Raw genomic sequence first — 18,557 nt, forward strand, 5'->3', positions numbered from 1 at the left:
CGTGGAACGCGAGATAGAGATCCTGGCTTTGATGCAGCAGCAACTACGCTATGCCTACGAGCATCTGCCGTTCTACCGAAGGCATTACGATCGGGCCGGCTTTTCGCCCGACAAGGTGACGTCCATCGCCAGCTTCACCGAACTCGTGCCGATCATCACCAAACAGATGCTGCGCGAAGATCAGGCGGAAAACCCGCCCTTCGGCAGCTATCTCGGCTCGGGGCCCGTCGACATCTGCCGTATACACGGCTCGTCAGGAACCAGCGGCAAGCCGACACTTTATGCGATCTCGCGTGAGGATTGGGACTACATCTCGGACGTCATGGCGCAGGCCTTCTACACCAGCGGAGTTCGTCCCGGTGACGTCGTGCAGCTTGCGACGGTCTTCAGTCTTTTCATGGGGGGATGGGGCTCGCTGCTCGGCATCGAACGGCTGGGGGCGACGGCCTTCCCGATCGGTGCGGGTGAGACTGAACGCCAGATCGAGCTGATGTGGCGGGTCAAGTCGACTGTGTTGATCACGACACCAAGCTATGCGCTGCACATGCTGGAGACGGCACGATCGATGGGACTGGATCCGTCTACCTCACCGCTTCGTCTCGGAATCTTCATCGGAGAGCCCGGCTCGTCGATTCCAGGAACGCGGCAGGCACTCGAGGCGGGATGGGGCATCGTGGTGCGCGACATGGCAACGACGTCGGAAATGACGCCGTGGGGCACCAACGCGGAATGCGAACTCGGCCACGGCGTGCACGTGATGCAGGATGAGGTCTGGACCGAAGTCGTCGCGAAGGACAATTCCAACCGCGCCCTCCCCGATGGCGAGAGCGGAGCCCTCGTCTACACTCACCTTCGGAGACGGTCGCAGCCCATGATCCGCTTCTATTCGGGCGACGAGTCCCACATGACGCACGAACCGTGCGGCTGCGGACGCACCTACCCGCGGCTTCCCATGGGCGTCTATGGCCGCCTGGACGACATGCTGCTGATCCGTGGCGCCAATGTCTATCCGAGCCAGGTTCAGCGCTCCCTTCTCTCGGTGCCGGGCACCGGCGTCGAGTTCAAGATTGTCCTTGAACGGCAAGGCGCACTGGACAAGGCGACCGTCCGGGTCGAACGCGATCCTGCCGCAAAGCCCGACAATCCGGCCGAATTCGACGGCGAGCTCATGAACAGGATCAAACGCAAGCTGAAGAACGACACCAATATCAATTTCGAGATTGAGGTCCTCCCGCCGAACTCACTGGAGCGAGCCATTTCGAAGGCGAAGCGGGTCGATGATCGGCGCCCGCGATTCCGGCCCTAACGGCCTAAGGAGTCACGGCGAACTAATCCCCGCAGCTACGTTCGGTACCGCCGGGATCAACGGTCCGCATGGGTGATACGAGGCTTCAGCAGGCCGATGGAAATGGGTGTCTAACGGACCATACTGGCCGCGGCAGCATCGTCACGCCGCGGCCGCCCGTCCGAAACAGGCGTGGTGCGCGGATCCTAGTGGCAGCGCCGGCGTCCGTCGGCGCTGCTTTCGAAGACAGTTGCGGTTGCAATCAACCCAGCCTGATCAGCAGTCAAGCTTCTCCAGAATCGTGATCGCGCACGCAGCCTCGTCAAATCCCATCACGCCACCACCATTTTCGGCGAGCGCTATTCGCACCCCTTCCGCCTGTCGATCGCCGGCCTCGCCGCGCAGTTGCAATACGAGTTCGTGGATCATCGAGAGGCCCGTCGCTCCAATGGGGTGCCCCTTGGAGACAAGTCCCCCGGACAGGTTGATGGGACGCTCCCCTCCGAGCGCAGCAGCGCCGGATTCAACATAGGCACCACCCTGCCCTTCGCCGCAAAAACGGAGCATCTCGGCCTGGTAGAGCTCACAGAATGACGTCGCATCGTGCACTTCAGCGATATCGATATCCGATGGCGAAAGTCCCGCAATCTTGTACGCACGATCAGCCGCGATGCGTGACAGTCCAGGCTCGTCGAGCGACCGATACTTTCCGCCCGACATCGTGCTGGCGCGAACCTTGACCGCGCGGTCTCGCACGCGGGCCGGAAGCGCGACGAGGTAGTCCCTCGAGCAGACGAGCGCGGCCGCAGCCCCGTCGCCGATCGGCGCGCACATGCTGCGCGTCAACGGATAGCTGATCTCGCGATCGGCGAGCACCTCATCGACCGTCATCCTGAAGCGGTACTGCGCAAGAGGATTGAGGCTGCCATGCGTGTGATTCTTCGCGGCGCCTGCCGCGATCTGCCGCGGCGTGGTGCCGTAACGCTGCATGTGATACGCCGCCTGCATGGCGTAAGTATCCATGAAGATGGTGCCGCGCTGGTCGCCGGGCTTGAACTGCTTTCCGCATGTCCTGCCGGCATCGTCGTAGTAGGCAAGCCATTCGTCCGGATCCAGGCGATCGATCCCGCCGTCGAAAATCTCCTGAATGCGCACCGCATCATCGGGAATGAATGTCTTCTCGACCCCGATGGCGAGCGAGAGCTGCGCATCGCCCGAGGCGATATCCTTCCAGGCACCATGGAAGGCCTGGGAGGCCGTGGCGCAGCCGCCCTCGACATTCATCATCGGTACGCGTTCGGGAAAAAGGCCCTCCTGAACCAGCGGTGAGAAGCAGACTTGTCCGCGAATGTTGCGTTGCCCAAACGAACCCATTCCGCAATTCCCAAACCAGGCCATCGAGATGTCGCGGCCATCCCCGATTCCGGCATCCGCCAGAACGGCGAGATAGGCCTCGCGCGCAAGCTCCTTGAAGCCAGTCTCGGGCTTCTTTCCGAAAGACGTACAGGCTGTCCCAACGACATAGACCTCCGGGATCCCTTCCATCGGCTTCGACTCCCTCCCTTAAACCGGATCAACGCAGGCGGACTGGCAGCGATTGCATGCCGCGCAAAATGAGCGAATCCTTCCACTCCGGAGCGATCGCGGTCGCCAGCGCTATCCGGGGAAAGCGCTCGATCAACGAACGCAGCGCGATTTGTCCCTCGAGCCGCGCAAGCTGAGCACCAAGGCAGAAATGAATGCCATGCCCGAAGGTCAGATGCGCATTTGGCGATCGACCGGCATCGAAGCGGTCCGCATCCGGAAACTGCTCGGGGTCGCGGTTGGCTGCATTGATGAAGGCGAAAAGCCGCTGCCCCTTCCGCAACTGCCTGGAGCCGAACTCGACGTCAGCCGTAATGACGCGTGCGAGGGCGCCACTCGGGCCGTCATATCGCAACCATTCCTCGACGGCAGAATCAACCAGCGAGGAATCGTCCTTGACGCGCTCCCATTGCTCGGGTGACCGCATCGTATAATAGAGGCCATTGCCGAGCAGATTGGTCGTGGTTTCGTGTCCGGCAAATAGCAGCAGAATGCAGGTCGCTATCACCTCATCACTGCTCAGCGCCTCCTGCTCCTCTCGCGCCAGCACCATCTGGCTGATGATGTCGTCCCGAGGATCGGCGGCGCGTTGCGCAACGATGCCGCGGAAATAGTCCGCCATGGCTTTCGCCCCGGCTTCGGCGCGCAGATACTTGTCCGCGGTCGCTCGTGAGGTCCCGATGAACAGCGCGATATCGTCGGACCAGTGCTTGACCTGCAGCAGATGCTCGCGGGGGACGCCGAGCAGATCCATCATCACGGTTGCCGGCAACGGATAGGCGAAGTCGGCTATCCAATCGACGGCTCCCCCCGAGGCCGACTTGCGCTCCATCTCCTCGAACAGCAATCCGACGATCTGCTCGACATTCGGCTCCAGCGCCTTCACCGAACGCGACGTGAAAGCCTTGGTGAAGAGGCGACGCAGGCGCGTGTGCTCGGGAGGGTCGCGGAAGACCATCCAGTTCCCGAGATAGGTCATCAGGCCGGTATAGCTGGTCCGGCTTTCCGCCGGCACTGCCGCAAAGAAAGGGGCAAGTCGATCCGCGGACATGTCGGAATTGACCACCGCCACGCACTTGACGTCCTCGTAGCGCGTAACGACCCATGCTTTCATGGCCGACGACCAATGAACCGGGTCGTTCTCCCGCAGTTGCGCGAAGAGGGGAAATGGGTCGGCGTTGACCTTTGGATCAGCGAAGTCAAGGTTCAGCATCGTTCAACAATCTCCTCATCCGGCGCGCTTGTACGGAGCACGCCGGATATGATGGCCGGATCCACTTCCACGAGGTCCCGGCTCGGCACTCACTTGCGGAATCTGGCCTCGTTCGGCTTGGTCAGCCCGACGACACCTTGCTCATCGATGACGCGGGCGATGCGCCGGCCCCTGTCCGTATTGGCCTCGAGTTCCGATAACGCCTCGCGCGGTGTGACCGGGCTGTCGTCGACCTTCAGATGCGGCATATCGATTAGCGCGGACGGCATGCTGGCGTTGAATGCTGCCAACCGTACCAGCGCGGTGTTGTCGGCCTCACCCCAGAAGTCGACCAATGACGTCTTGAGGGTCTTGCCCGCGGGATTTGTCGGCAGCGTCCTCGCGAAGACGACGTATTCAGGCGTCTCGTACCTCGCGAGATGCCTGGCGCAGTGGTCGCGAATCTCGTCCGGCGTCGCACTTTGACCCGGCTTGAGCACCACCACCGCCTTGAGGCGCTCGGAGAAGACATGATCGGGAACGCCCACCACGGCCGCGCGCAGCACCTTTGGGTGAAGATAGAGCTTGTTTTCGACCTCGATGCAGTAGACGTTCTGCCCGCCGCGAACGACCATGTCCTTCTTGCGGTCGAGCAGCCAGAGATAGCCCTCTTCGTCGATCTTGGCCCAGTCACCCGAGAGCACGAAACCGTCGCGCCGGAACACCTCGGCCGTCTTGCCGGGCTCCTGCCAGTATCCCGCGTTGGTCTGTTGACCGCGGTATGCGACTTCGCCGATCACATTTGGCTCACGCACCTCGTTGCCGTCGTCGTCGAAGATCGCGATGTCGGTGTTCGGAGTAGCGAGGCCGCAACTGGTGATCTTGCGTATTGCATCTTCGGTCGGCAACGCGAAGCCGAGCGCGGTGCTTTCCGAAACCGAGCCGGCATTCACCATCGAGATCGGCGCAAACTCCAGATTAAGCTGGTTGATGAACGTCTCCGACGACGCGTGACCGCCAAAGATAATCTTCTTGAGCGTCGAGCAGTCGTGATAGCGGAATTCCGGATGGTTCATCATCATCCACAGCATGATCGGCGCCGCCACGGTCCATGTGGCCCGCTCCGCCTCGATCAGCTTGATCGCATCGAGCGGCGCAAATGCCGCCATGATCACGCACTTGCCGCCGCTGAGCAGCGCCGGCAGGAAGTCGGCGTAGACGGCCGTGTTGTGATACAGCGGCGGCATGCAAAGGTTGACGTCGTCCTCACAAAGACCCTTTGCCGCCACCATCACGTTCTGCGCGCAGCCAATCGCATTGATGTGCATGGCCATCGTCCCCTTCGGCACTCCGGTCGTGCCGGACGTGAAGGAAATAGCGCACAGGTCCCACTCATCGACCGGCTCATGCGCGACAGGATCGATACCGGGCTGGGTGAGTTGCGCGAAGGAAAGCGTTCCTGCCGGGGCTTCTTGACCGGTCAGGAAGACCACCTCCACGCTCCCGAGACCGGCTCGCAGCGATCCAAGCTTTCCGTTCCAGACATCTGGCGATACCAAAAGCCCCTTGGCTCCGACCTTGTTGATCTGGGCGGCCAATCCTTCTGCCGGGAGCCCGAGATTGACCGGCACCGCGACGCCGCCAAGTTGAATGATAGCGAGATAGCTAATGACGTATTCGAGGCACCCCGCCGTCAGCAGACACAGTCTGTCGCGCTTCTTGAAACCGAACTCGCGCCGCAACCGCGCAGCCGCGCGATCGACCTGCGCTCCGACCTCGCGCCAAGTCATCCGGTGACCGCCGGGATAGAAGACGTAGGCCTCCCGGTCGGGCCAACGTGCAACATTGGTAGCCAGGCACTCGGAAATGCTTTGCGGCCGGTCGCGATACGCCCAGATCTCCGTTCCTTCCCACGCAATGCCGCGCCTAAGTGGCGCCCTGATCCTGGTGACGCGTTCGGCAAGCTTCGGATCCATGTCGCGCCACGACTTGCACATGCCCTGCGCACTGCCCTTGATTTCCCAGGCTCCCATTTCCCCTTCCCTTTCATTCAGTCGGCCGTCGACCGCGCGGCGGACGTTACCCGGCGAATTTCGCCGGTGTCAATTACCAAACAACTGTTTGTTTGGCGATTTGGGTGCGTCATTCTCGACGGCGCGAGCTTCGTCAGCTAAGACAGAACCTCAGCCACACCTCCCGAACGAAACCAGATGACCGCGAAAAGCCAACGCGCCCGCTCCACAGCTCAAGCGCCCTCCCCAAAGACGGCACCGCGGCCGCGAGCTTCCGGCAAGACGCAGGAGCTGCCTGACGACCGCAGACAAGTGCTGATCAGCGAGGCGGCGCGGCTGTTCGGCAGCAAGGGTTACGAGAATACATCGATGCGCGACATCGCCGCGGTCGTCGGCATCCTGCCCGGCTCGCTCTATTATCACTTCCCGTCCAAGGAGGATCTGTTCGTCGCGGTCTATTCCTTTGCGGTGTCCCAGTCACTGGATGCGGTGAAACAGGCCGTGGAAGGACGCGACGATGCATGGGCCCGCCTCGAGGCGGCATGCATCGCTCACATGCACGGCCTGCTCGACAAGAATCGCTTTGCGTCCGTGCTGGTCTCGCATCTCGCCGTCGATACCCTTCCCGAGCAGGTTGTGACGCTGCGCGACAAATACGAAGCCGTTTTCAAGGATCTCGTTGCCGAGTTGCCGCTGCCGGCGGGAGTCGATCAACGCATCTTCAGGCTCGGGCTGCTGGGATCGATGAACTGGGCGATCACCTGGTACCGGCCCGGTGTCGAAACCCCGGCAAGCATTGCCCGCAAGCTATTGAACGTTATTCGTCGGGCATGAGCGTCGGTAACCCGTGAAATATGTGGATGGGTCGCCGGGTCCGTCATGCGTTGCGAAACGGTTCATTGCCGTTTCGGATCACCGCGACAATATGCTGCAAATGAAGAGCTTCAGGCAGACATGAAAGTCACGCGAACATCCACACGTTCCGGTACCGGATCGCGTCGCAAATCAGCGACGGGTCGACCGAAGGGCACGTCGGCGGGGCGCAAGCGCAGCGCCAGGGTCGAAGTGGCCCCCGTACAGATGAAGTCGGAGCGGTCGCGCGATCAGATTCTACAATCCGCAGCGCAATTGTTTCGCCGCCAGGGATTCTCGGCCACGACGCTGCGCCAGATCGCCGCAAGAGCCAAGATCAAGGCCGGAAGCATCTACTACCACTTCGACTCCAAGGAGGAGATCCTCGATGAGGTGCTGGACCGGGGCCTTCGCCACGTCTTCGAAACGGTCAAGAACGCGGTCGAACAAGCGGGCAAGGTATCGCATCGGCGCAGGATCGGCCTCGCGATCGAGGCCCACCTTGTCGCACTGCTCGAGACCAGCGACTTCACCTCGGCCAACATCCGCATCTACGGGCAATTGCCGGAGCACCTGAAGAAGCCGCACCGGCCGTTGCGGCGAGCCTACGCCGAATATTGGGATCAGCTCTTCATCAATGCGCGGCGTGCCGGCGAGATCCGGGCTGACATGGAGGTGGTGCCACTGCGCATGTTCGTGATCGGCGCGCTGAACTGGACGATCGAATGGTTCAGGCTGGAGAACAGGGATGCCGTGCTCGAACTGGCTCGCCGCACCGAGACCCTGATCTTCGAAGGCGTCAACAAGCCCTGACCCCTTCTATCTGCCTTGCCAGACCGGCTTGCGTTTCTCGGCGAACGCCTTCGGTCCTTCGATCGCATCGAGGCTGGCATAGGCCTCCACATGCAGCCGCTCAGCCTCGACAAGCCCCTGTGCATGACCGAGATCCATTGCGGCGAGCACGCTGGCCTTGGCCGCCTTGACGGACAACGGCGCCCCCTCGACGATCTTCCGCGCCAATTCGCTTGCACGTTCGCGGACGGCTTGTGGCGTGTCTTCCAGCGAATTGACAAAGCCATACTCCGCAAGTAGCTCGATCGGCATCGTCTCGCCGGTGAGAACCATTTCCATCAGCAGCGGCTGCGGAACCATCCACAGCATCGGCACCGCCCACGGGGACCCGCGTCCCATCTTCACTTCGGTTATCCCTGCCCGCGTGCCGCGCAGCGCGATCCTCAGATCGCACTTCAGCGCAAGCATCATCCCGCCGGCCATCAGGGATCCGGTCATCGCGGCAATGATCGGCTTCGAAACCTTCCGCATCGCGTGCTGCATGGGATCGCGCATCCGCGTCAGGATATCGACCCCGTCCCTCGCCCGGATATCTGCGGCCTGCTTCAGGTCCAGCCCGGCACAGAACACGCCGCAGTCCGCGGAGGTCAGGATGATTACCCGGACGGAAGGATCGGCTTCGGCCTTGCTCCACGCGTCGGTCAGACCGTTCATCGCCTCGACCGAGAGCGCGTTCTTGCGTTCGGGGCGGTCGATGGTCACGGTCGCGATGCCGCCCTCGACCGAATAGCGGACCTGCTCTTTGTCGGCCACGATATCTTCTTCCTTTAATTCTAACATTTGTTAGAATACATCGCCGGTCGCCAAATGCAAGAAGATGGCGCAGCTCTTGAAGCAGGAGGAAACCAATGGCGTATCTCTGGACGCCCCCCGCGGAACTGGTGGAGAAGAGCAACCTGAGCGCGTTCCTGCGCGCCACGGGGCTGCCGGACTACGACACACTGGCGACCAGGGCCGACACCGACCCGGTTTGGCTCGTACAGGAAGTGTTCAAGTTCTGCGACGTTCGCTTCTATCGCCAGCCCGAGAAGATCCTTGATCTTGCACACGGCGAGCCGTGGGCGCGCTGGTGCGTCGGCGGGACCACCAACATTGTCCTCAATTGCATCGACAAGCACCGCGGAACTGAAGTCTGGGACAAGCCGTTTCTGGTCTGGGAGGGCGAAGACAGGCGCGAGCAGCGACGACTGAGCTACGCCGAGTTCGCTTCCGCCGTCGAACGGCTGGCCTCCGGCCTGCGCAAGCTCGGCATAGGCAAGGGCGACGTCGTCGCCATCTACATGCCGAACCTGCCCGAAACCTTCGCGGCCTTCTTTGCGATCCTGAAGATCGGCGCGATCGTGATGCCGCTGTTCTCGGGCTTTGGCCCCGACCCGATCCGCTCGCGGCTCAACCACGGCGAAGCGAAGGCCGTCATCACGGCGAACGGCACCTGGCGTCGCGGCACTCCGGGTCCGCTGAAATCGGTTCTCGACGAGGCGCTCGAAACCGCACCGAGCGTCCAGCATGTGATCGTGGCCGACCGCGGCGGGCTCGACATCGACACGCCCATGCAGGCCGGACGCGACCACTGGTGGAACGAAATTGCCCAGGAAGACGCGGACTTGCCGACGACCGAGATGGACGCGGAAGATCCCGCCATCCTTCTCTATACGTCAGGCACGACCGGCGAGCCGAAGGGTTGCGTGTGGACGCATATCAGCTTCATCGCCTCGATGGTCACGCGGGACATGATCATCTGCGGCGACTTCAAGCCAACGGACCTGTTTTTCTTCTTCAGCGACATTGGATGGATGGTGGGCGCGATGTGCGCCTGCATTCCGAGCTTCGCCGGCGGCCGACTGCTGGTCGCCGAGGGCACCCCCGACTATCCCGATACGGGACGCTTCTGGCGCTTGATCGCCGAGCACAAGGTCACCTATCTCGGTGTTTCACCGACCATCGTGCGCGGCATGATGCGGTATGGCGAGGAGGTCGAGCAATACGACCTCTCGAGCCTGCGGATAACTGCGTCGGGCGGCGAGGCCTGGACGGAAACGCCGTGGCGATGGTTCTTCGAACATGTCTGCAGGTCGAAGATCCCGATCATCAATATTTCCGGCGGAACGGAAGTCGGCGGCTGTATCTTCACCGGCACGCCGAACCATCCGATGAATCCGTGTTCGTTCTCCCGGCCGGCGCTCGGGGTCGGCGCAGACATCGTCGACATAGCGGGTAACCGTGTCCCCGACGGCGAGGTCGGCGAGTTGGTCCTGCGTCATGCATCGATCGGGTTGACCAAGAGCCTGTGGAAGGCCGACCAGCGTTATCTTGAGAGCTACTGGAAAACGATCCCGGGCATCTGGGTGCACGGCGACTTTGCCATGCGGGGCAAGGATGGCCTCTATTACATTCTCGGCCGCTCGGACGACACGATCAAGATCTCGGGCAAGCGCGTCGGCCCGGCGGAGCTCGAGGGCATACTGACCGCAACCGGCAAGGTCGCGGAAGCTGCGGTCTTCAGCGTCCCCCATCCAGTGAAGGGCTCCGCGATCGTGTGCGCCTGCGTGCCGGCCGTCCCCGCACAGGAATCCCGTTCGCTATCCGAAGAGCTGGCCCAAGCCCTGGTGCACGGCATGGGCACGTCGTACCGCCCGGAGCGGGTCTTGCTGGTCGACGACCTGCCGAGGACGCGCAATATGAAGATCATGCGCCGCGTGCTCCGTGCCGTCTTCGAGGACAAGGACCCCGGCGATCTGTCGGCGCTTGCCAACCCGGAGGCCATCGAGCACATCCGACGGAAGCTCAAGGCGTAGCAGCCGGTCAGGATTCACGCGGAGCAGGCGGCGCGTCGCATGAAGCCAGGCGTCAAGGCAACCGGCCAGGTCAGTTGCCTTGACGAGTACCCGCCAATCCTAGATCGGGCAATCCTTCGGAAATGCGGGCTTGCGCTTCTCGAGGTGCGAGGCCAGTCCTTCCCGCGCCTCGTTGCCGGCAAAGCCGAGGATCTCGAGCGCAGTCGATGTGTCGAACAGCGGCCCATTGACGCGAAGCCAGTTGTTCAACGCATATTTGGTCCAACGGATCGCACTCTGTGCGCCGGTGGCGAGATCCTGCGCCGTTTCCAGCGCGATCTTCTGCAGTTCGGCATCGTCGACGCAGAGCGAAACCAGGCCGATCCGCTCAGCTTCCTCACCGGACAGCGGCTTGCATGTGAGCAGATAGTACTTTGCCTTCGCCAGTCCGCAGAGCAACGGCCAGATGATGCATGCGACATCGCCCGCCGCGACGCCGAGGCGCGTGTGCCCGTCGACGATCCGCGCGGATTTGCCACAGATCGACACGTCGGCGAGGATACCAACGACGAGACCGGCCCCCACCGCAACGCCATTGATGGCCGAGATGATGGGCTTGTTGCAGTTGATCACGTTGTAGACGAGGTCCTTTGCCTCCTTCCAGGTGGCCATCCGCGCCGCCGGATTGTCGAGCAGCCCCTTGATCAGTTCAAAGTCGCCACCGGCCGAGAATGCCTTTCCGGCCCCCGTGACGATCACGGCGTTGATATCCGGATCGTTGTCGATGTCGCGCCAGATGTGGGTGAGCTGCGTATGGGTCTCGGCGTCGACGGAATTGTAGGTTTCGGGGCGATCGAAGGTGACCCGAAGTATCCGTTCCGCCGGATAGTCGAGCTTCAGCCTGGTGTAGGCGGCGTATCGATTGGACATGTTGATCTTCCCGCTGTTGGCGCATAAGAAGCGCTACCAATTATTTCTAACAGATGTTAGAATTTGTATTCCGCCGGCGCAAGCACCGGTTTGGGACAAGAATGTCGAAAGACAGCGCTTGAGGAAACGTCGATGGCAACCGAGTTCAGTACCCAGACAGGCGCCGGATCCGGCATCGGAACCGTCGGCGCGCTGTTCGAGGCCTGCGCCGCACTTCATGCCAACAGACTTGCGATCGAACACCGCGGCCAGCGCGTGACCTATGGCGAACTGCTCGACCGGGTCCGTCGCCTGACTGCCGTGCTCGCCGCGCGGGGCCTGCAACGAGGCGACCGGCTTGGCCTGCTGTCGCGCAACCGACCGGAATACCTCGAAATCGAGCTGGCAGCGGCCAATCTCGGGATCATCACGGCGTGCCTGAACTGGCGGCTGTCGGAGCGCGAGCTCACCTACTGCATTGAACTGGTGTCGCCCAAGCTGCTCTTGGTCGAGGCTGATCTCGCGGCAAACCTCCCGCCCGCCGCCAAGGCGAATCCGATCCTGGAGATCGGGCCGGAATATGAGGGCGAGCTCGCGCGGCAGCGTGGGCGGGCTGCCCCGTCCGTGGCGCAGGAGGAAGACGGGCTCGTCATTCTCTACACCAGCGGAACGACCGGCCTGCCGAAAGGCGCCGTCATCTCGCACCGCGCGATGGTGATGCGCGCGCTGGTGTTTTCCTCCGAGCTCGGCATCGCGCCGCACGATACGTTCGTGGCATGGACCCCGCTGTTCCACATGGCATCGACCGATCACGCGCTTGCCACCTTGCTGCGTGGTGGAACTGTGATTGTGATCGACGGATTCCAGCTGGAACCACTGCTGACAGCCGTATCCCAACACGACATTGGCTGGCTGGTCCTGATCCCCGGCATGGTGGAGGCGTTCATCGACGGCCTGAAGGCGCAGCGCACGAAGGTGAAGGGCGTGCGGGTGTGCGGGGCCATGGCGGATCTTGTGCCCCCGCACGCCATTGCCGAGGTGACAGCGTTGCTCCGTGCGCCCTATCTCAACAGCTTCGGCTCGACCGAAACCGGCCTGCCGCCGGCGACGCGGGCGTTGATCCCGCCCGGTGAAGTGCCGACCAGCCTGTCCAAGCGACAGAACGCGTTCTGCGAGATCAAGCTGGTGGACACCTCCGACCACGAGGTCGCTCCGGGCGACCCCGGCGAATTGGCCATCCGCAGCCCGACGCTGTTTTCCGGCTATTGGCAGGCAGACGAGACCAATGCGCGCGACTTCCGCGGCGGCTGGTTTCACATGGGCGACGTGTTCCGGCGCAACCCGGACGGATCGCTCGATTTCGTCGATCGCGCCAAATACATGATCAAGTCGGGCGGCGAGAACATCTATCCCGCCGAGATCGAACGTGTGCTGCTGAGCGACGATCGGATCACGGAAGTCGCAGTCGTGCGCGCCGCTGACGCCAGATGGGGCGAGGCTCCGGTTGCCTTTGTCGCATGCCGCGACAATGCCCAACTGAAGGAGGCTGAGCTCGCTGAGCTGTGTCGCCGCGAGCTGGCCGGTTACAAGCGACCACGCGAATTCCGCTTCATCGCATTTGCGGAATTCCCGCGCTCCACGAGCGGCAAGGTCCAGCGCCACGAACTCGAACGACTTTTGAAGGCCTCCACATGAGCGACACCAGTCTTCGAGGGAAGGTCGCCGTCATCGGTATCGGACTATCGGCGGTCGGCAAGGTACCGGGCCGCAGCCCGCTCTCGCTTGCCGCGGAGGCCGCCAGGAATGCGCTCGCGGACGCTGGGCTGGAAAAGAGCAAGGTGGATGGCGTGCTGTCGAGCCACGCTTTCGCCTCCCCGTTCCACCGCTTCAGCGTCGCCTTCAGCGAATATTTCGGAATCCGCCCGACCTTCTCCAATACGCTGCAGGTGTCCGGCGCAACGGCGGCGACGATGTTCAGTATCGGCGCGGCCGCCATTCACGGCGGCCTCGCCAAGGTGGTGTTGCTGGTTGCGGCCGACAGCCTCATGACCGGGCTGACGCCGGACCTGGCGCTGCGTTCGCTCACCGAGAGCCGCGATCAGCAGTACGAAATGCCGTTCGGCATCCCCGTCGCCAACACCTTCGCCATGACCGCCCGCCGGCATATGAAGGAGTTCGGCACCACGCCTGAGCAACTGGCCGAGGTCGCGATCGTGCACAGGCGTCACGCGGCGCGGACCCCCGGTGCGCAGCAGACGACGCCGATCACCACCGCGGACGTGCTGAATTCGCCGATGGTCACTACGCCCTATCACAAGCTCGACTGCTCGCTGATCTCGGACGGCGGTGCGGCTTTTGTGCTCACCTCGGCCGAGCATGCGCAGGCGCTCGGGATCGAGAAGCCGGTCTATATTCTCGGCTGCGGCGAGCGCTACACCCATGAACACATCTTCCTGATGCCGTCCCTCACCACGACCGGCGCCGTCGAATCCAGCCAGCGAGCCTATGCGATGGCCGGTTACCGGCCAACCGACATCAACGTCGCTGGCATCTACGATTGCTTCACGGGCACGGTAATCATGATGCTCGAAGACCTTGGCTTCTGCCGGAAGGGGGAAGGTGGACCGTTCGTTGCCGACGGGCAGATGAGCCATGGCGGCCGAATTCCCTCCAACACCCATGGCGGCTTGCTATCGTTCGCACATTCAGGAATGCCGGGCGCGCTGTTCCACTTCCATGAAGTGATTGCGCAGTTGCGCGGCCAATGCGGCGAGCGGCAGGTCGAAGGCGCTCACCTGGGGCTGGTTCACAGCCTTGGCGCAGGTTTCGCCACCAACGCCACGACCATTCTGGGCACACGGGGAGCGCTGTGATGGTGCCAGAGGATTCCAACCGAAAGCCGCTGCCCGCGCCGGATGCCGACACGGCCGCGTTCTGGCGCGGCCTGCAACAGGGCAAGCTTCTGCTCCAGCACTGCCGCCGCTGCCGGCACGTGCAGTACTACCAGCAGGCCACATGTCGCCAATGCGGCCGCGATGAGCTCGAGCACAGGCCGGCAACGGGCCGCGGCAAGGTTCACTCCTTCAGTGTGGTCCACCGGGCTCCGGGCCCGGCATTCAAGGCGGACGTGCCCTACGCTGTGTTGCTCGTCGAGCTTGCGGAAGGGCCACGCATGATCAGCACTCTCGTGGGCAGCGATCCGGAGGGGGTCACCTTCGACATGGATGTCGAGCTTGCCTTCGACCAAGTCTCTGACCAGATCACCCTGCCGCGATTCAGGAAGGCTTGAGAGGCACGCATGAGTTCCTCTTGCATCGCCGCGCGATCGATTCTAACAACTGTTAGATTTTGGCGCCTCATTCACGTCGTGAGGATCACGCCGCCACCCCGTGGAAAGATTCACACCGACGGCAAGCCGACGACGAGCTTGCCGCGCAGCCGCCAGGACGACTCGCAATGGCAATGATGAAATCGGACCTCGCAACCTCGAGCGAGGAATACGTACGCAACCGCAGCGCATACGCTGAGCGCGTCGCCGATCTTCGGCGACGCCGGGCCGCCGCGGCGATCGGCGGACCCGAACGGGCGCGCAAGCTTCACAAGGAGCGCGACCAGTTGCTGCCGCGAGAACGGATCGCCGCGCTGGTCGATCCCGGATCGCCGTTCCTTGAATTCTGTCAGTTGGCCGGAGAAGGCTTGTACGAAGGCGTGCCGCCCGGCGGCAGCATCATCACCGGCGTCGGCATGATCTCCGGCCGTCCCTGCATGATCATCGCCAACGAACCCACGGTGAAGGGCGGCACCTATTACGGCATCACCTGCAAGAAGCACGTTCGCGCCCAGCGCTTCGCCTGGCAGCATCGCCTCCCCTGCGTAACCCTGGTCCAGTCGGGCGGCGCCAACCTGCCCGACCAACCCAATATCTTCCCCGACGACGGCCAGTTCGGCTCGATCTTCTACAACCAGGTCAGGATGTCCGCCGAAGGCATCCCGCAGATTGCGGTGGTGCACGGCCCCTCGACGGCGGGCGGCGCCTACATCCCCGCATTGTGCGATGAGACGGTGATCATTCGAAACCAGGGCGCCATGTTCCTCGGCGGCCCGCAACTCGTCTATGCGGCAACGCGCGAGGAAGTCGGCATCGAGGCACTCGGCGGCGGCGAGATGCACAGCCGCATCAGCGGCGTGACCGATCATCTCGCCGAGAATGACGCCCACGCGATTGCCATCACCCGCGAGATCGTCGCCAATCTCGGCGAGATTCCCCGGCAGAACTGGACCATAGCTCCGGTACGCGAACCGCAGTTCGACGCGAACGAAATCTACGGCCTGATCAGTTCGGATCCCCGTATTCCCACCAACAATCGCGATATCCTTGCGCGTCTCGTCGACGCGAGCGAATTCCACGAGTTCAAGCCGCTCTACGGCGATACCCTGGTGACCGGCTTCGCGCGGATCATGGGTTTCGAGATCGGCATCCTCTGCAACAACGGCGTGCTGTTCTCGGAAAGTGCGCTGAAAGCGACGCACTTCATCGACCTCTGCTGCAAGCGTGATATTCCACTGCTGTTCATGGCCGACGTAACCGGCTTCATGGTCGGCCGCGAGGCGGAAGAAGGCGGCATCACCAAGAACGGCGCAAAGATGATCACGGCGATGGCGAGCGCCAATGTGCCGAAATACACGCTGATCATGGGTAACGCCTACGGCGCGGGATACCTTGCGATGTGCGGCCGTGCGTTCCGGCCCAACGCCATGATGATGTGGCCGAATGCCCGCTCCGCGATCATGGGTCCCGACCAGGCCGCCACCACGCTCGCAATGGTTCGCGACGAAGTGCACAAGCGCGAAGGCACGACGTGGACCGACGCTGAGCGCGAAGCCTACATGGCGCCCACGCGGCGAACCTTCGAAGATTTCGCCAATGCCTACAATTTCGCCCGCAACACCTGGTGCGACATGGTGATTGATCCGCTCGAAACCCGAAGCGTGATGGCGCTGCTGCTCGATCTGGCCGGCCGGATCCCGCATCAGCACACCGACTTCGGCGTGTTGCGAATGTAGACGCAGGAGACCCGCTGTGCTCAAGAAAATATTGATCGCCAACCGAGGCGAAATCGCCTGCCGTATCGCCCGCACCTGCCAACGTCTCGGCGTTGCGGTGGCCGGCGTGCATTCCACTGCAGATGCCGACGCCTTGCACGTCAAGACCATCGGCGAATCGATCGAGATCGGCGGCGCGCCGGCCTCTGAGAGCTACTTGCGGATCGATGCCGTTATCGCCGCCGCCAAGTTCACCGGTGCCGAAGGCATTCACCCGGGCTTCGGCTTCCTGGCCGAGAACGCAGCCTTCGCCCGCGCGGTTGAAGCGGCCGGCTTGGTGTTCATCGGACCGACGCCGGAAACCATCGAACGCCTCGGCGACAAGGCATCCGCGAAACGTGAAGCCGTCGCGGCCGGCGTACCGACGGTGCCCGGCAGCGAGGCTCCCAGCGAAGACCCTGTCGAAATCGAACGCATGGTCCGCCGGCTCGAACTGCCTGTCATGCTGAAGGCGGCCGCTGGTGGCGGCGGCAAGGGTATGCGGGCGATCTCGACCCTCGACGGGCTTCGCGACGAAATCGAGTCCGCAATGCGAGAGGCCAAGAATGCCTTCGGCAACGCGGGGCTGATTGTCGAGAAGCTGATCCAGCGCGGCCGGCACCTCGAAGTGCAGATCGCGGGAAACGGCGACGGCAACGTCATCCATCTGTTCGAACGCGAATGCACCCTGCAACGCCGCCATCAGAAGCTGATCGAGGAAGCGCCCGCTGCCAACCTGCCACCCGCGCTTCGCCAGCGCATCCTCGACGACGCCGTCCGGCTCGGCCGCCAACTCAGATATCGTGGTGTCGGCACGGTCGAATTCATCGTTAGCGGCACTGATTACTATTTCCTGGAAGTCAATCCCCGGCTGCAGGTCGAGCATCCCGTGACCGAATTGGTCACCGGCATCGACATCGTCGAGACCATGCTCCGCATTGCCGCCGGCGACGGCCTGCCGGTTGCGCAGGATGAACTGGCGTGCCGGGGCCACGCGGTCGAGGCGCGAATCTGCGCCGAAGATCCCAACGACGGCTTCATGCCGTCGACTGGAGAGGTCGTATACGTCAGGTTTCCGTCCGACGACATCCGCGTCGAGACAGGAATCGAGAGCGGATCGATCGTCACGCCCTACTACGACTCGATGCTGGCCAAGCTGATCGCACACGCCGCCTCTCGCGATCAGGCGCTCGACCGGCTCGACCGCGCGCTTAAGGAGACGTCAATCTTTGGCGTCATCACCAACCGGGAGTTCCTGGGACGTCTGATCGCCCTGCCCGCGACTAGGGCCGCGACGTTCCATACCCGCCTGATCGACGAGCAGATTGATGCGCTTGCCCCCGAGGCTGGTGACATCGACGCTGAGGCGCTCGCGCTCGGGGCCTATTTCTGGATGATGCGCCAGCGGGACCCTCAGTCCGGCAGCCCCTGGCAATCCGGCGGATTGACCGGCTGGCAGATGGCGGCAGGAGACGATGGCATGTCGCCGATCCCCATCCTGCACCTCGAGAACGCAGGCGCCAGCGCGGAAATCCGCTTCGCGCCGTTGCAGCCGGACGGCGCGATGCAGATCGGCGTCAACGATGCCAGGATTTGGGTCAAGCTTTCGCCGCTCGCGAACGACAGCTTCGCCGCGGTGGTGAACGCGCGCCGCGAGACCGTGCGGATCGTCCAGAAGGATCAGGCGATCTTCGTCCACGGTCCGCGTCACGCCCACACGATGAGCGCAATTCCCTATCTCCGGTACATCAGCACGAGCCCCGAGATCAGCGGCGAACTGCGCGCCCCGATGACGGGCGTCGTGCTGAAGGTCAACGTCGCAGTCGGCACCCGCGTGAAGGCCGGCGATGCGACCGTCGTCATGGAATCCATGAAGATGGAACTGCGCATTGCCAGCGAGGTTGACGGTGTCGTGACCGCGGTTCATTTCAAGCCCGGCGAAACGGTCGAGCGGAACGCCGTCGTCGCCATCGTCGAGCCGGACCTCGCCGCGCAATAACAAGCCCGCAACGCCG

General features: G+C 62.9%; 14 protein-coding genes. 9 read left to right on the forward strand and 5 right to left on the reverse strand.

Going from position 1 to position 18,557, the window contains the following annotated elements; all coding sequences use genetic code 11:
* A partial coding sequence (locus tag H8A95_RS08485) for a phenylacetate--CoA ligase family protein (RefSeq protein WP_229182758.1) occupies positions 1-1,306 on the forward strand: 1,306 nt, incomplete at its 5' end.
* A 255-nt stretch (positions 1,307-1,561) separates the two neighbouring features.
* On the opposite strand, the gene H8A95_RS08490 is transcribed toward H8A95_RS08485, so the two are convergent.
* The 3 genes from H8A95_RS08490 to H8A95_RS08500 form a co-directional block, all read right to left on the reverse strand.
* On the reverse strand, positions 1,562-2,830 hold the full coding sequence (locus H8A95_RS08490) for a thiolase family protein (RefSeq protein WP_229182759.1): 1,269 nt from the start codon (positions 2,828-2,830) through the stop codon (positions 1,562-1,564).
* Between the two features lie 28 nt (positions 2,831-2,858).
* Positions 2,859-4,082 carry a cytochrome P450 gene (locus H8A95_RS08495; RefSeq protein WP_229182760.1) on the reverse strand — a complete coding sequence of 408 codons (1,224 nt, stop codon included), beginning with the start codon at positions 4,080-4,082 and terminating at the stop codon, positions 2,859-2,861.
* An 89-nt stretch (positions 4,083-4,171) separates the two neighbouring features.
* On the reverse strand, positions 4,172-6,094 hold the full coding sequence (locus H8A95_RS08500; protein ID WP_229182761.1) for a class I adenylate-forming enzyme family protein: 1,923 nt from the start codon (positions 6,092-6,094) through the stop codon (positions 4,172-4,174).
* A gap of 177 nt (positions 6,095-6,271) precedes the next feature.
* Here H8A95_RS08500 and H8A95_RS08505 point away from each other — a divergent pair, with 177 nt between their 5' ends.
* Both H8A95_RS08505 and H8A95_RS08510 read left to right on the forward strand, forming a co-directional pair.
* Entirely contained in the window at positions 6,272-6,907 is a 636-nt protein-coding gene (locus tag H8A95_RS08505) for a TetR/AcrR family transcriptional regulator (protein ID WP_274617392.1), read from the forward strand.
* A gap of 246 nt (positions 6,908-7,153) precedes the next feature.
* Complete coding sequence (locus tag H8A95_RS08510; RefSeq protein WP_229182763.1) at positions 7,154-7,738, forward strand: TetR/AcrR family transcriptional regulator; 585 nt, start codon at positions 7,154-7,156, stop codon at positions 7,736-7,738.
* A 6-nt stretch (positions 7,739-7,744) separates the two neighbouring features.
* On the opposite strand, the gene H8A95_RS08515 is transcribed toward H8A95_RS08510, so the two are convergent.
* Entirely contained in the window at positions 7,745-8,557 is an 813-nt protein-coding gene (locus tag H8A95_RS08515) for an enoyl-CoA hydratase/isomerase family protein (protein ID WP_233286970.1), read from the reverse strand.
* A 68-nt stretch (positions 8,558-8,625) separates the two neighbouring features.
* Between H8A95_RS08515 and H8A95_RS08520 the strand changes: the two genes are divergently transcribed.
* Complete coding sequence (locus H8A95_RS08520; RefSeq protein WP_229182765.1) at positions 8,626-10,572, forward strand: AMP-binding protein; 1,947 nt, start codon at positions 8,626-8,628, stop codon at positions 10,570-10,572.
* Between the two features lie 99 nt (positions 10,573-10,671).
* Here the strand turns inward: H8A95_RS08520 and H8A95_RS08525 are convergent, their stop codons facing one another.
* Positions 10,672-11,481, reverse strand: a complete 810-nt coding sequence (locus H8A95_RS08525) for an enoyl-CoA hydratase/isomerase family protein (protein ID WP_050421183.1) — start codon at positions 11,479-11,481, stop codon at positions 10,672-10,674.
* Between the two features lie 132 nt (positions 11,482-11,613).
* On the opposite strand from H8A95_RS08525, the gene H8A95_RS08530 reads away from it, so the two are divergent.
* From H8A95_RS08530 to H8A95_RS08550, 5 genes are all read left to right on the forward strand, one after another.
* Positions 11,614-13,155, forward strand: coding sequence for a class I adenylate-forming enzyme family protein (locus H8A95_RS08530; RefSeq protein ID WP_229182766.1), 1,542 nt, complete (start codon positions 11,614-11,616; stop codon positions 13,153-13,155).
* Entirely contained in the window at positions 13,152-14,333 is a 1,182-nt protein-coding gene (locus tag H8A95_RS08535; protein ID WP_229182767.1) for a thiolase C-terminal domain-containing protein, read from the forward strand. The genes H8A95_RS08530 and H8A95_RS08535 overlap by 4 nt, the downstream gene beginning before the upstream one ends.
* Entirely contained in the window at positions 14,333-14,749 is a 417-nt protein-coding gene (locus H8A95_RS08540; protein WP_229182768.1) for a Zn-ribbon domain-containing OB-fold protein, read from the forward strand. The genes H8A95_RS08535 and H8A95_RS08540 overlap by 1 nt, the downstream gene beginning before the upstream one ends.
* Positions 14,750-14,916: 167 nt before the next feature.
* A complete protein-coding gene (locus H8A95_RS08545; RefSeq protein ID WP_229182769.1) occupies positions 14,917-16,524 on the forward strand; it encodes a carboxyl transferase domain-containing protein in 1,608 nt (535 codons plus the stop codon).
* 16 nt (positions 16,525-16,540) lie between these two features.
* The gene (locus H8A95_RS08550; RefSeq protein ID WP_229182770.1) at positions 16,541-18,541 is read left to right on the forward strand and encodes an acetyl/propionyl/methylcrotonyl-CoA carboxylase subunit alpha; all 2,001 of its coding nucleotides are present in this window, start codon (positions 16,541-16,543) and stop codon (positions 18,539-18,541) included.
* Positions 18,542-18,557: the final 16 nt, after the last annotated feature.

This window comes from Bradyrhizobium oropedii (assembly GCF_020889685.1).
GTDB lineage: Bacteria > Pseudomonadota > Alphaproteobacteria > Rhizobiales > Xanthobacteraceae > Bradyrhizobium > Bradyrhizobium oropedii.